Genomic DNA, 14369 nt, shown 5'->3' with positions numbered 1-14369 from the left:
CAGTGAAAGAAAAACCGTATTCTGAAATCATGAAGGCCAGTGTGATGAAACGCATTAAAGCCAAGGAATCTTTTGTTCTGGACCTGTATGTTGACATGCTCATTTCCGAAATTCAGTTGAATACTAAAAAAGAAAAACTGATGTCAAAAATTGATAAAGCAATCGATGACCGCGACAAAATTCTATTTTTAACATTGACGGAAGAATTGAAGGATCTCAACAAACAATTCGGCACTTAGATGAGTGATATCCCCTATATAGGGGATATTTTATTATTTCGAAATAAAGACAGCTTTCGACTTGTTATTAAATGATTTTTTCCAGGAGCCAAATCTGTATGGACCAAATGTTATTTCCCGCTCTCGAGTTGCACTCAGTTGCTGGCTGGTCATTGGACTCGTTCCTGAGTTTAAAAAAGAAAGCCCTCATTGTCGAGGGCTTTCTTGCTTAATATTCATCTTCCTGTGCATTTCTTTTTTCCACTTCATAATCCTCGAGTCTTGAAATCCTTTCAAGCATTGTCGGATGTCCATATCGGAAAACTTTCACCAGCCATGGAGGATTTACTTGGCTGAGGCCCGCCTTCGTCAGTTCCTGGAAGGCAGAAATCGCCGCATCAGTATTTTCAGTCATTTCAATCGCATACCGGTCAGCCCTTGTTTCCTGGTAGCGTGACACGAGATTGGAAACCGGGCTTGCCGCAAACATAATCATCGAAAGGAACATCAGGAACAAAGGAAGCGATCTTAAGTCACCAGGGTGCTGCAGCTTGAATTCCTTGCCCCATCGCCTGATTGCCCAGTTCATCAGTCTTGAGACAAAGTAAAGACCGAACAAGGAAAGGAACAGATAGCCGGCAATCCCGATATATAAATGCTTCTCCACATAATGAGCCATCTCATGGGCCATGATGAATAGAATTTGGTCATCGTTCAACCTGTTCAGAGTCGTATCCCAGAGGACAATCCTCGAATTGGAGCCAATTCCCGTAACATAAGCATTAAGAGCGTTTGTCTTTTCAGCCATATCCACTTCAAATACATGCTCAGCTGGAATATTAGCCTGCCCCGCGATATCAAGGATCTTAGACTCCAGCTCTTTATTTTTCAACGGGGAAAAATCATTGTACAGCGGGTCGATCACGACAGGCTGCAGAAACATGATAAACAAGGTGAACGGTACAGATAGCATCCACGCAAAAAGCCACCAGAACCTTTTAAACTTGTTCATCAGCCAGTAAAGGATAACGACAATGACGAACATCATGGCATAATTGATCCAGAAATCAATCAACTCATCCTTCATCCACGAGGCGAATGACTGTGTCGATATATTATAGGTCTTGGACAGCGTATAACTGATATAACTTAGAGGGAACGTCGCGACGTAAGCAAAAAATGAAAGCCAAATTAAATAAATCGCTGTTTGGCCATACTTATTTTTCGCCGTCTCTTCTCCCCATTTCTTAAAAGCTTTTGAAAGGCCCAGGAGTAAAATCAAAAAGTAAAACAGCCATTCAAAAGGTGTCGACAAGAAAAACAATAAGTTTCTAACTTTTGAGTATTCCTCGCTTAGCATTAATTCCCTTCCGTTTAAAAACGTTGCCGGGTCCGCCCTCGAACCTTCGAACTCAAATGGAAGACTACTATCTGCAAAGTAAAATAAATACCAGTAAACTGCGAAACCATAGAGCACATAGGCGATCACACCATAAAAACCCATCTTTCTCGCCATAGCTTCTCCCCCTTTTACGTACAACCATGTCTATAACTATTTTAATCCTTTGTCCTAAAAATAGAACAAGTTATTGATGGCTGGGGAAAATGCTTAGCACGTTTATGTGACCCTAAACTGACTTTCGACGCCGCTAAGGGCACATTAAACCCTTTTATGTGACCTTTAACTGACTTTCGGCGCTGCCAAGGTCACATTACACCCTTTTATGTGACCTTTAACTGACTTTCGGTGCTGCTAAGGGCACATTACGCTCTTTTATGTGACCTTTAACTGACTTTCGGCGCTGCTAAAGGCACATTAAGCACTTTTATGTGACCTTTAACTGACTTTCGGCGCTGCTAAGGGCACATTAAACCCTTTTATGTGACCTTTAACTGACTTTCGCCTCCGCCAAGGGTACATTAAGCCCATTAATGTGACCTTTAACTGACTTTCGGCGCTGCCAAGGTCACATTACACCCTTTTATGTGACCTTTAACTGAGTTTCGCCTCCGTTAAGGGCTCATTTTGCTTCTTAATGTGAACATAATCTGAGTATCACTACCACTATTACTTATCAACAACAAAAAAGGTACCAGGCAATCTAACTCCTGGTACCCCTTGTATTAATTAAGGAAGCTTTGGTCGATCAATGTTTTGAAATCCGGCTTATCCTTAAGGAACTTCAATGCGTAGGATGAATCTGAGAAGTCTTGGATTGCCTGTGCATCGACTTCATGGGTAAAACCAATGCGTTCCCATGCCAGCTCGACAACATCTTTTTCAAGCTCTTGTCCTGTTGTTTTTTTAATGTCTTTAATTGTAATTTCCTGTGCTTCAGCTGGGTTTTCATTGATGAATTTCACAGCATCTTTATGTGCGTCAATAATTTTTTGGACAGTTTCTGGATTTTCCTCGATCATTTTTCCGGAAGTGACCATTACGGATGCAGGAAGCGTTTCTCCGAAGGATACTTCATCCCAGCCAATGACGACTTCTGCGCCTGTTTCTTTTTCAATGACAGCTGCCCATGGCTCTGGAGCTACAGCGATATCAACCTTGCCTGACTTCAGCATGGCCGCGTACTGTGCCGGCTGGCCAGTAAGGTGTTTCATTGTTCCGCCGATTCGCTGTGATGTGATTCCCTGTTCTTCAAGGTACGTTTCATATTGGACGTCGTGAGTGCAGCCAACTCCCGGGGTGATGAATGTCTTGCCAGCGAAGTCTTCAACTGAGTCAATCTCGACACCTTTTCTTGCCAAAACTACTGTGCCGCCAGTCGAAGCACCTGCAATGATTTTAACATCTGCACCAGTAGAGTAATTGTTCATCGCCGGTCCCGGTCCAACAAGACCTGCATCGATCTCACCCGTTTTCAGAGCAGTCATGAAAGAACCGCCTTCTGCAAATGTCTTATACTCGATGGTGGTTCCATCGCCAAGCTGCTGCTCAAAGAAGCCTTTATCTTTTGCTACCATCGCTGGAACGTGGTTGATATTCGGGAAGTAGCCAATGACGATTTTTTCCTTGCCTGCTGAGGTTGTCGATGAACCGCTTGAACCGCACCCGGCGAGTACCATCGCGGCAGTAAACAAAAATGTTAAAAGTAATATAGCTTTTTTCATAACTATTCCTCCTTATTTTATGAAGTCTGTTTTCGTAAAGATTGTTGTTAAAATCCTAAAGCCGATTTTAACTTGATAAAAGCCATTTTGTATGTCGCTACCAAGTTTGCAAGCTCTTTTCTCATAATCGTTAATTTTGTGAAGAAAATTAGGTAATTCAGACTTATTGTGTAGAACAAAGTTTGAGAAAAGAGCCTTTATGAATCAAGTCCCCAGCGATTCAGCACCGATTTTTCGATACGCTGGAAGATAAGCTGATCTACGATTGTTCCAATGACACCAATAATGATCATGACGCCAATCACGAGCCCCATGTTACCAAAGTCTGATGCGTAGCGGAGCGTATAACCGAGTCCTGGACCTGTGCTTAAAAGCTCCCCTGCCATCAGTGCCCTCCAGGCAAATGCCCATGCCAATCTTGAGCCGGTTACAACATAAGGGATCGCTGCCGGAAAAATAACCCTTTTGTATAAGTTCCAGCCGGTCACTCCCATCGTTTTTGCCGCCTTTATGAATAATGGTGAAACATTTTTAATGCCCACTCTGATATTAAGTGTCATCACAAATGTTCCTCCAAGAACCACCACGAAAATAACAGCTTTCTCGTTCATACCGAACCACATGATTGCAAGCGGGAGCCAAACGATGCTCGGTACACTTTGAAATGCGAGGACGACAGTTCCAAGTGTTTCATCCGCCGTTTTTGACTTAGCGAGCAGGACTCCAAGTCCAGTTCCGATTACCAGGGAAAGTCCGAGACCAATCGCGAGCCGTTTGAAGCTGGCAATTAGGTCGTAAATCAGCGTTTTATCCTCAAAGCCTGTGATAAGTGCCTCCAGGACTTTTTCCGGGGAAGGAAGGATGATGGGCATCCACCATTCCAGCTTGCTTCCGGTGTACCAGAATGCGATGATTGCTGCGAAAAATATGATTCTCTTAATGTGTGGATTCATCTGCAAGCTCCTCCCTGATGACTTTGTCGATCTCCTTCTTCAGATAACTCATAATATATTCTTCCAGTTCAACCATCTCTTTTTTATGTTCATGGCGCGGTCTTGGAATATCCACTTTAATATCCTTAAGGATCACCCCTGGCTTCGTTCCCATCACAATGATCCGGTCAGATAGTTTAATGGATTCAGAGATGCTGTGAGTGACGAACAAGATTGTTTTCTGTGTTTCGGCCCAAATCGTCTCCAACTGCTCATGGAGTCGCGAACGCGTTTGTTCGTCCAGAGCGCCGAATGGTTCATCCATCAAAAGGATTTCCGGATTCATCGCAAGCGCCCTCGCAATCGCCACCCGCTGCTGCATCCCCCCTGACAGCTCGTGAGGATAGTGGGAAAGGTATTTGCTAAGCTGAACCTTTTGCAATTGTTTTTTCGCTTCCGCTTCAGCCTGCTTCTTCGGCATTTCCTGTTTAAGCGGAAATAGAACATTCTCTAGAACATTCAGCCACGGAAAGAGCGCCGCCTGCTGGAAAACCATCCCCCTATCCTTGCCTGGTTTATCTATCTTTTTGCCAGAGACAATAATTTCGCCGCTAGTTGCCGGAGTCAGTCCAGCCACGATCGAAAGAAGCGTTGATTTCCCGCAGCCGGATGGCCCAAGAATCGATACAAATTCACCTTTATTCACTCCTAGATTAATATCTTTTAGAATATCAACCTGGTGATTATTTTTGTCTCCATATTGTTTGTGTACATTGCTGATTTCAATAAACAATTTAACCACCCTATTCTCATAAAACTTATTAGTTTAGTCGGAATTAATAAAGTTAATTATAATCTATTCATTCATCTTGTCAACATTTCATTCTTTTATAAAATCTGGCAGCCCGTTTTTCCTAAGCTGAATTCGTGAGCTATAGATTTCTCAGCCAGCTACTCATACCAAAAAAATAGACCCGCATGTCCGCAGGTCTAGAAAAAATAAGAATATAAAGTCAAAACGGAGATGGAGCCAATGACGACAACAATGACATTCGCTCCCATAAAAGCAACAATGAATGCAGCGGCAGCCCCAATGAGCCCATACCAGATATCTTCCTGGATAAACAGGATTGCCGGGAAAATCAGCGCGCCGAGAGTGGCATAAGGAACATTTTTCAGGATACCCTGCAGGAATGGCGGAAGTTCTTTTCCACGGAACATCACAAACGGCAGCATCCTCGGTATGTAGGTTACGATGGCCATACCTATGATCATGATGACGATTTCTTTACTCATCTGTTTCTGTCCCCCTGCCCTTCTTGAATGTTTCTACTGCCTCTACAAGAATCGCTGATAGCAGTGTTGCCAGCACGATGGCCCAGCCTGTAGACATAAGTTCAGCCATCGTAAAAATCGAATTGAACGCCGCTGCGATTACGGCAAGGTATACAACTTTCACATTGCCTTTCATCGACGGGACTAGTAATCCCACAAACATGGCATACAAAGCGACTGACATACTTTCCTGAAGGGTCTGCGGCAATCCTGCCCCAATGATGAAGCCTAACCCCGAGAAAACGACCCAGCTTGAGTAAGCAGTAAGGTTCAAGCCGAACATATAACGGGCATTGATTGTGCCCTCGCGTGTCGCTGCGACTGAAAATGTCTCATCCGTGATCCCGAATGAATAGCCCATTCTCGCTCCCACGGTATCCTCTTCTGCTTTTTCATTCAAGGACGCAGACATGAGAAAATGGCGGATATTCACGATAAAGGTCGTGAGGATGACCTCAAAAATCCCAATCCCCTGGGCGAGGAGACTTAATGAAATATATTGTGCGGCTCCCGCAAACACCAGCAAGCTCATCATGACCGTCTCGCTAAGTGCAAGTCCCGTTGTCTTGGCAATCAGGCCAAAGGTAAGCGCAACCGGCATATAGCCTATCGCAATGCTGATGCCCGATTGAATCCCTCTTTTAAAATCTGTTGCCTGCTTAACAACCAATGTGCTTTCCATTCGCTTCCCGCCTTTCTATCACTATGTAAAAATCAAATTCCTTTAATCAATTAAAATATATTATACATACTTCCAGCACCTTGGAAAAGTATTTCTTTTATCGAAATAATTAGTTGCGTGAAAAAGTTTATGACTGGCAGGCTGCTAATGAAGCGGTTGGTCGAATTATTCGAAAATGTGGTCGAATTATTGATTAATGTGGTTGAATTATTTAAAAATGTGGTCGAATTATTAGGAAAAGGGGTTGAATTATTCCCAAATGTGGTCGAATTATTGGTAAAACCGTGGATACCAACGCAAAATTGATAGATAACATTAAATATTTGCTACAGTTGCGGTCTCTCTTCCTACGAGCTTTGCGGCAAAAAGAATGGAATCACCAAAAAAACACGGCCTCAGCCGTGTTTTTATTAATTCCCTTTAAAATTTGGCTTTCGTTTCTCACTGAAGGCTGCCAGCGCTTCGAGTCGGTCTTCTGTCGGAATGGTCACTTCATATGCTTTGCGCTCGATTTGCAATCCTGTCTGCAAGTCCGCGTTCATCCCCTGCTTGACGGCGTACTTTGCCTGCTGCAGGGCCACTGGACCGTTCGCCAGCATCATGTCAGCAAATTTCATGCATTCATCAAGCAAGCTCTCTTTTTTGACGACAGCAGTGACGAGTCCATATTCAAGCGCTTCCTCAGCTTTCAGCCGGCGCGCGGTCAAAATCAGCTCAAGTGCTTTTGCTTGCCCGATCAATCTTGGCAGCCGCTGTGTGCCACCTGCTCCCGGGATAATCGCCAGGCTTGTTTCTGTCAATCCCATCTGTATTCCTGCAGCGGCAACACGGAAATCGCAGGCAAGGGCCAGCTCCATTCCGCCTCCGAAGGCAAATCCATTGATGGCGGCAATCGTCGGCTGTGGAAGCTGGTCAACCATCGTGAAGACCTCGCCGATTTTATAAATGTTCCGCTTTACGTCCTCATCAGACAAAGTACGGCGCTCCTTTAAATCAGCTCCGACACTGAATGCCTTTTCACCAGCTCCAGTAAAAATGACGACTCTGGCTTCACGGTTCGATCTAATTTTTTCAATAATTTGCTGTAATTCTCCGAGTGTTTCATAGTTAAAAGCGTTTAATGCGTCCGGACGATTCAGCGTGACAATTGCCGTATTTCCCTCTAATTGAAAATTGATGTTTCCCAAACTGATCATCTCCTTCTCCAATTGACATTCTAGTTAAAAGGACAAAATTCCTTCTCAATTTGAAAAGCTTAAGCGCTAATAGAGCGAAAAAAGGCAGGCACGGGCGCCTGCCTCTCATCATTAGGATTATTGTCCTTGTAAAACCTGATTTTTTAGCGCTCTTCTTAGAATCTTTCCGGTTGTGTTTTTCGGAAGTTCTTCGAGGAACTCGATCGCGCTTGGCACCTTGTATTTCGCCAGGTGTTCGCGGCAATACTCGAGCAGCTGCTCTTCGGTCAGTTCAGGATTTTTGCTGACAACATAGCATCTTACTGCTTCGCCGAAATTCGGATCTGGTACACCGAGAACGGCAACCTCAACTACGTCTGGGTGATTGTATAATACTTCTTCGACTTCACGAGGATATACATTGTATCCACCGACCAGGATCAGGTCCTTTTTACGGTCAACAATGTAAAAATAGCCTTCTTCGTCCATGCGAGCGAGATCTCCTGTATACAACCAGCCATCCTTGATTGTGGCAGCTGTTTCTTCTGGCATCTTATAATAGCCTGCCATAACATTCGGACCGCGGACGACCAATTCGCCAACTTCTCCAGGAGCTACTTCATCTCCCAATTCATTGACAACCTTGTTCTCAACATTCACGATTGAAGACCCAATTGAACCAGCCTTGCGTGGACGGTCAAGTGGATTGAAACATGTGACTGGTGAAGCTTCCGACAAACCGTATCCTTCTGAAACCATTACATTGAATTTACGCTCGAAATTTTGAAGAAGCGCAACTGGAAGTGAAGCACCGCCAGAAATACAAAGTCGAAGCGATTTAAGGTCATCCGGATTTCCTTCTGGATACTGGAAAAGGAAATTGTACATTGTTGGTACTCCGGCAAATACAGTAGCCTCGTATTGCCGGGCAATCCTGAACACTTCCGCCGGGCTGAATCTAGGAACAATTAACAGTGTTCCACCATTCATCAATGGCGCATTAAGGGCAACTGTCAAACAGAAAACATGGAACATCGGCAAGGCTGTGATCACCTTGTCATCTTCGTTCATCTTTAGATAATCGCTTACATCTTTTGCATTGCTATAAAGATTTTTGTGTGTAAGCATGGCCCCTTTAGGCTTGCCTGTTGTTCCAGACGTATAAAGAATGACGGCGACATCATCATCATTCAGTTCAGGATCCTTGAAATCAAGATCTCCGGAACCAACGACATGTGTAAACGGTTTCAATTTTGAACCTAAAGAAAGCTTGGACATTTCCTCTTCAGACATCTGGCTCTGGCCGGTCTCCGCGATGACGAAGTGTTCGACCTTTGGCAGATGCTGATGCATTTTTTCTGCGAGCGGCAGCATTAAATCCAGCCCGACGACAAGCTTTACATCACCGTTATTCAAGATATAGCCGATTTCATCTGCTGTGTAAATTGGATTGATGGGAATGACTGTTGCACCGAGTCTAAGCGCTCCGTACAAACCGATGACAAAATGTGGAGAGTTTCCTAGCAACAATGCGATATGATCGCCCTTTTTTACCCCTAGTTTCTCAAGTCCAGAAGCAAACTTCGTTACAGTAGCATCTAGCTCTGCATAGGTGCTTGCTTTGTCCATGAAAAAATATGCCGGCTTATCGCCCAGCATTGAGGCAGTGTGATGAAGCTGTGATGAAAGATTCATTAACTCCCTTCCCCCTTTGCGGTGACAAGAGTCACCAAACTTTGTAAAAAGTTTTCTAAATATATTATATTGAAAGAAAATTATGGATTCAAGGAAAATATGTCGAAATTCTAACAATTTTACTTTTAGTAAATTAAAAACGCGGTGTCATCAACACCGCGCTCCTTCAGTTTAATATATTAAGTTAATGAAATCTTCTTTAGAAATATTTCCGAAATAATGTTTGATGTCCACAGCTTCTAATGCACTGGCTATTTGAGACTTCTCATATTTGATGCCGGTCAGCTTGTCCTCTATTTCGGTGACATCGCCTACCCCAAAGAAATCTCCGTAAATTTTACAGTTTTCGATGATTCCCTTGTTGACTTCAAAACGGACATCGATTTGCCCCACGGGGAACCGATGCGAATGCTGCAGGTTGAACTTAGGCGACTTTCCATAGTTCCAATCCCAATTCTGGTATCTTTCCTTTGAAAGCTCGTGGATTTTTTCCCAGTCCTGCTCTGTTAAAACATACTCAGGAATCTCATCCAGTCCCTCAAAGATATTTTTTAAGAGAAGTGAACGGAATTGCTCAATTGTCACTTTTTCTGAGAGAAACTCGGAGATATTCGCAACCCGGCTGCGGATAGATTTAATTCCTTTAGATTCTATCTTGTCTTTTTTAACATTTAGCGCTGAAACCACACTTTCGATTTCTGAATCAAACAATAAGGTACCATGGCTGAACATCCGCCCTCTTGTGGAAAATTGAGCGTTTCCGGATATCTTTCTTCCTTCAGCCAGCAGGTCATTCCTTCCGCTCAATTCGGCATTGACTCCCAGTTTCCTTAAGGCATTCACCACTGGCTCGGTAAACTTCCTGAAATTGTGGAAACTTTCTCCGTCGTCTTTTGTGATAAAGCTGAAATTCAAGTTGCCAAGGTCGTGGTATACTGCTCCGCCTCCTGATAATCGGCGGACGACATGGATGCCATTGTTTTCGACATATTCAGTATTGATTTCTTCAATTGTGTTCTGATTTTTGCCAATAATGATGGATGGTTCGTTTATATAAAACAGTAAGTAGGTTTCATCGATATCGAGATTCTTCAAGGCATATTCTTCGATTGCCAGATTGATCCTAGGGTCTGTGATTCCTTTGTTGTCGATAAATAACATGATTGATTCTCCTTTATAAGGTGATTTCGAGCCCTTCCCTTGCAAGAGTAATCGGGCCATTGTAAACTGTGGAAGCTTCTGAAACAAGCTGGTCAATTTCTCCGTAATGAGGCAAATGGGTCAAGACTAACTGTTTCACACCCGCGCCCTCAGCCAGCTTTCCATTGTCGTAGCTATTCATATGCCCCGCCCCTTTGCCATCCTGGTTACCATAAAAGTTGCATTCTGAGAGCAATAAGTCAGCTCCGGATGCAAATGGGATGAATTCTTCCTTGAAGGAAGTATCAGCTGTATATACCATAGACTTTCCGCCTGCTTCGATCCTCATCGCATAGCAAGGAACTGGATGTACTGCAGAAATGAATGAGATCGTGAAAGGCCCTACGGTAAGATTTTTTGCCGGATCATAAGCGACCCCTTTTGTTATGTTCTTATATGTAAGCTTCGCAAACTCCTGCTTGTCCTGTGTATGTCCATAAATCGGAAGTTGCGGGGACTTCTTGCCCAGAAAGCCTTGGATGAGCCTGGCATGCTGTAATACTCCGATATCAGCGACATGATCGGGATGATAGTGCGACAGCACCATGGCATCCAGCTCTTCAGGCTGCACGAAATTTTGGATTTTCGCCAGTACGCCGCTGCCAAAATCTATCATTAACTTAAACCCTTCATGTTCAAGCAAATATCCAGTGCTGGCCTCATTCACCTTTGGGAAGCCGCCCCAGAATCCTATTATTGTCAGCTTCAATGATTGCCCTCCTAAAATCACACGTTTTTCTTTCACTATACTTCATTTTGCCCATTTTTTCACTTTAACGGCTTTTTCAGAAAATTATGATTGACGCCGGACGTTCTGTTATAATACAATAAAATAAATAATGAAACTGTATCAAAACACAAACTCAATTGGAGGGAACAGCATGATTGAAAATGTCGTAGAATTCTTTCGCAATTTACCAGCAAAGCAATGCTCAGAGTGTGGAGAGACAATTAATGAACAACATGAGTGCTATGGAAATAAGTGCGATGGATGCATGGACCCTGGCAAACTATAAAAACTAAATCGTTTTCCTTCCCCGGTAATCCGGGTGTAATACAATCCCTTTCCCGCAGTGGTAAAACTGCACATAAAAAGCCAGCTCGTTTTATTTATAAACGGCTGGCTTCTTTTTTTCTTTATTTAACTAACATTGCAAATTTCCTCTTAAACATCCAGTGGAAGTATACGCCTGTACCTGCTGCGAGCAGTAAGACATAAATGGCCAGTATTCCTGCATTTTTCCACATGAAATCGAAATCCCCGCTCGAGATGACAGCCTTGAATCCCTGCACTGAATATGTCATTGGCAAAAATGCATTGAACTTTTGCAAAAATCCTGGAATCAATTCCAACGGGAAAGTTCCTGCACTTGTCGTAAGCTGAAGGATCAAGATGACGATAGCAACAAACCGGCCCGGATCACCCAGCAATGTTACTAGGAACTGAATCAATACAATAAATGTCAGACTTGTGATAATAGAGAAAGTAAAGAATAGCGGAATGCTTTCCACGTCTAAACCTAACCCAAAAAGTAAGATGACATCAGCTGCAAGTGCCTGCAATACCCCGATTCCTGCCAATATGCCGAATTTGCTGAAGAACCAGTTTGCCCCGCTGGTGGGAACACCTGCTGGTTCCCTCAACGGGAAGACAATTGAAAGCAGCAAAGCACCTACAAACAAGCCTAAAGATAAAAAGTATGGCGCAAAACCTGTACCATAGTTTGGAACCGCTTTGATTGTTTGACTTTCTAGCTTCACAGGTGCCGCCAGCATGTTATAGGTATCCTGGTTAGGATTGAGCTTCGCTTCTTCCACTCCATCCTTCAGCTTTACAGTGAGCTCTGATGTCCCATCTGCTACCTTGGAATTCCCTTCAGATAATTCTCTAGCACCAGATGCCAGTTTGTCTGTTCCGTCCTTCATGGCTGCTGAACCAGCTGCCAGCTGATCCATTCCCCCTACAAGTTTAGAACTGCCATTCGCCAACTCAACAGAACCAGCTTTCGCTTCACTCAGCCTGTCACCGAACAGCTGGAGACCCGAATGAAACTCTTCGTGTCCGGCTGCCAGCTTTGCAGCACCTGTTTCAAGTTGTCCGCTGCCAGATGCGATTTTAGACATTCCCGCTTGTAGCTGTCCTTGACCAACAATGACTTCATTCAAGCCGGCTGATAATTTCTCAGAGCCGACAGCCAGTTCACCTGCTGAGCTTGAGAGCTGAGCAGTTCCTTGTTCAAGAGTGGCACTGCCTGCTTCCAGTTTGCTAAGCGCTTCGGCTAGCTTTTGGAAAGAAGCAAGCTCTTTCTGTTTATCAGGATCTGCAGCTATTGCAGGCGCCATCGCCTCCATTTGTCTTTGCAGCTCTTGAATGCCTGCATGAAGTTGAGATGCTCCGCCAGCTGCATTGTCAGCCCCATTTTTCCAAGCTGTCAGGTTCTGGCTGAGATTTTCAGATCCTTGTTCAAGTTGTTTTGTACCTTCAATCATTGCTGGTATCTTGCTGTTAGCTTGATCTATACCTGCTTTTATTTCTGTAGCTCCCGCAAGTAAATCTTCCTGGCCTGTCAACAGTTGACCCGAAGCATCCTCAAGCTTGGTTTCGCCTCCCTCCAATTGGCCAAGTCCGCCGGCTAGCTTTCCTGCTCCATTGGCAAGCTCTTTTGTTCCGTAATTAGCCGAATTCATTCCCTGGTTGAATTCAATCGATTTGCTCGCCAGAACGGACAGGTTATTATATAGCGCCTGGCTTCCATCTTTCAGCTTTACCGCACCCTCGTTCAGGTCTGAAGCTCCGTCACTCGCTTTGCCAAGGCCATCTGCCAATTCGCCGATCTTCTCAAACATGGTTTCAGCATAAGTTTCAGAAACCTTTTCGGAGACGGAAGCTTTTATTCTTTCAGCTGCTGTTTCACCAATCTGAGCTGATAGAAAATTGAAACTTTCATTAGGCATATAAACAAGTTCAAGCTTTTTGGGATGCTCATCCATTAAGGTAGTTGCATTCTCGGAAAAGTCTTTCGGGATTTTGATCAGCATATAATATTTTTGCTGCTGCAGACCTTTTATCCCTTTTTCTTCCGACACAAATTCAAAACCGAAGTCCTGGTTCTGTTTTAATTTTTCAACTAAATCATCGCCAAGCTCCATCTTCTTCCCATCAATCGCAGAACCTGAATCTCCATTGACAACTGCTACAGGCAAATCTGCCAGATGTTCATACGGATCCCAGAATGCCCATAGAAACATCCCACTGTACAGGACCGGGATAAACAGGACGGCGATGATTGGAATAAGAAGCTTTTTATTTTGAAAAATAGCAAGCAATTCCTGCGTGAATAATTTATTTTTCATGATGTCCTCCTCGTTGTAAAGAATGACCGTTTTGTTCATTTAGTCAATTTTAGACTTGAAATAAGGATTATCTTATTCAGACAATCCTCTGAAAATATAGAACTCAAATAACTCTGAGATTTTTTCTTTTTCAAGTGGCTCGTTCTTTTTTTCCCAGTCAAAGATCAGCGCAATATAAAGCTTCATCATGATGAAAGCAGTAGTCTCCGGATCACATTCCTTAATTTCACCTTTTTCGATCGCTTGGATTACTTTCTCTTTAATAAAGCTCAGAATAGCAGATTCTAATTTATCCATAACCTCCAGAACGGCTGGTGTTCCTATATCTCGCGCTTCTTGCGAAAGCTTGATGGTTAGCTGGTGCCTTTTACGAAACTCCAGTAGCCTGTACAAAGCCCTATGGACATTTTCATAAAAAGAATCTTCCGTATTTACTGCCTCATTTGCGACTACTTTCATTTCTTTGATCAGCCCATTAATGATTTCATCGAAAAGCTGTTCTTTATTTTTGAAAAAGGTATAGATTGTCCCTTTACCAACGTTCGCCAGCTTTGCCACCTGGTCAATCGTAGTCGCCTTATATCCGTATAGCGAAAAAGAGTTGGTGGCCGCATCAATAATCTGCTGTCTTCGGTCAATTGCCATGATATCCCCC

At 43.6% G+C, this 14369-nt stretch carries 14 protein-coding genes; 2 read left to right on the top strand and 12 right to left on the bottom strand.

Features of this window, described 5'->3' with window-relative positions:
- Positions 1 to 2 precede the first annotated feature (2 nt).
- The gene (locus tag AC0VX7_RS06505) at positions 3 to 239 is read left to right on the top strand and encodes an IDEAL domain-containing protein (protein WP_041966757.1); all 237 of its coding nucleotides are present in this window, start codon (positions 3 to 5) and stop codon (positions 237 to 239) included.
- 208 nt (positions 240 to 447) lie between these two features.
- Here the strand turns inward: AC0VX7_RS06505 and AC0VX7_RS06500 are convergent, their stop codons facing one another.
- The 10 genes from AC0VX7_RS06500 to AC0VX7_RS06455 form a co-directional block, all read right to left on the bottom strand.
- The gene (locus tag AC0VX7_RS06500; protein ID WP_475427161.1) at positions 448 to 1734 is read right to left on the bottom strand and encodes a M48 family metallopeptidase; all 1287 of its coding nucleotides are present in this window, start codon (positions 1732 to 1734) and stop codon (positions 448 to 450) included.
- Between the two features lie 608 nt (positions 1735 to 2342).
- Positions 2343 to 3341 carry an aliphatic sulfonate ABC transporter substrate-binding protein gene (locus tag AC0VX7_RS06495; protein WP_475427160.1) on the bottom strand — a complete coding sequence of 333 codons (999 nt, stop codon included), beginning with the start codon at positions 3339 to 3341 and terminating at the stop codon, positions 2343 to 2345.
- 197 nt (positions 3342 to 3538) lie between these two features.
- Positions 3539 to 4294 carry an ABC transporter permease gene (locus AC0VX7_RS06490; RefSeq protein WP_041966754.1) on the bottom strand — a complete coding sequence of 252 codons (756 nt, stop codon included), beginning with the start codon at positions 4292 to 4294 and terminating at the stop codon, positions 3539 to 3541.
- Positions 4278 to 5066: an ABC transporter ATP-binding protein gene (locus AC0VX7_RS06485; protein WP_475427159.1), complete on the bottom strand. Its 789-nt coding sequence runs from the start codon at positions 5064 to 5066 to the stop codon at positions 4278 to 4280. Before AC0VX7_RS06485 ends, AC0VX7_RS06490 begins: the two co-directional genes overlap by 17 nt.
- Before the next feature lie 197 nt (positions 5067 to 5263).
- A complete protein-coding gene (locus AC0VX7_RS06480; protein WP_215034545.1) occupies positions 5264 to 5569 on the bottom strand; it encodes an AzlD domain-containing protein in 306 nt (101 codons plus the stop codon).
- Complete coding sequence (locus AC0VX7_RS06475; protein WP_215034547.1) at positions 5562 to 6290, bottom strand: AzlC family ABC transporter permease; 729 nt, start codon at positions 6288 to 6290, stop codon at positions 5562 to 5564. The genes AC0VX7_RS06480 and AC0VX7_RS06475 overlap by 8 nt, the downstream gene beginning before the upstream one ends.
- 410 nt (positions 6291 to 6700) lie before the next feature.
- Complete coding sequence (locus AC0VX7_RS06470; protein WP_475427158.1) at positions 6701 to 7486, bottom strand: enoyl-CoA hydratase-related protein; 786 nt, start codon at positions 7484 to 7486, stop codon at positions 6701 to 6703.
- Positions 7487 to 7603: 117 nt separating this feature from the next.
- A complete protein-coding gene (locus AC0VX7_RS06465; protein ID WP_475427157.1) occupies positions 7604 to 9160 on the bottom strand; it encodes a fatty acid--CoA ligase family protein in 1557 nt (518 codons plus the stop codon).
- A 171-nt stretch (positions 9161 to 9331) separates the two neighbouring features.
- The gene (locus tag AC0VX7_RS06460) at positions 9332 to 10321 is read right to left on the bottom strand and encodes a lipoate--protein ligase (protein ID WP_475427156.1); all 990 of its coding nucleotides are present in this window, start codon (positions 10319 to 10321) and stop codon (positions 9332 to 9334) included.
- A 13-nt stretch (positions 10322 to 10334) separates the two neighbouring features.
- Positions 10335 to 11069, bottom strand: coding sequence for an MBL fold metallo-hydrolase (locus AC0VX7_RS06455; RefSeq protein ID WP_475427155.1), 735 nt, complete (start codon positions 11067 to 11069; stop codon positions 10335 to 10337).
- Positions 11070 to 11241: 172 nt separating this feature from the next.
- Here AC0VX7_RS06455 and yhfH point away from each other — a divergent pair, with 172 nt between their 5' ends.
- Entirely contained in the window at positions 11242 to 11376 is a 135-nt protein-coding gene (gene yhfH, locus AC0VX7_RS06450; protein ID WP_084135502.1) for a protein YhfH, read from the top strand.
- Between the two features lie 121 nt (positions 11377 to 11497).
- Here the strand turns inward: yhfH and AC0VX7_RS06445 are convergent, their stop codons facing one another.
- The gene (locus tag AC0VX7_RS06445) at positions 11498 to 13714 is read right to left on the bottom strand and encodes a YhgE/Pip family protein (RefSeq protein ID WP_475427154.1); all 2217 of its coding nucleotides are present in this window, start codon (positions 13712 to 13714) and stop codon (positions 11498 to 11500) included.
- 72 nt (positions 13715 to 13786) lie between these two features.
- Complete coding sequence (locus tag AC0VX7_RS06440; RefSeq protein ID WP_475427153.1) at positions 13787 to 14359, bottom strand: TetR/AcrR family transcriptional regulator; 573 nt, start codon at positions 14357 to 14359, stop codon at positions 13787 to 13789.
- Positions 14360 to 14369 lie beyond the last annotated feature (10 nt).

This window comes from Mesobacillus sp. QJM3NY_10 (genome assembly GCF_056173465.1).
Note: the sequence above shows the minus strand (reverse complement) of the source record. Positions and strands in the feature narration are given on the sequence as shown.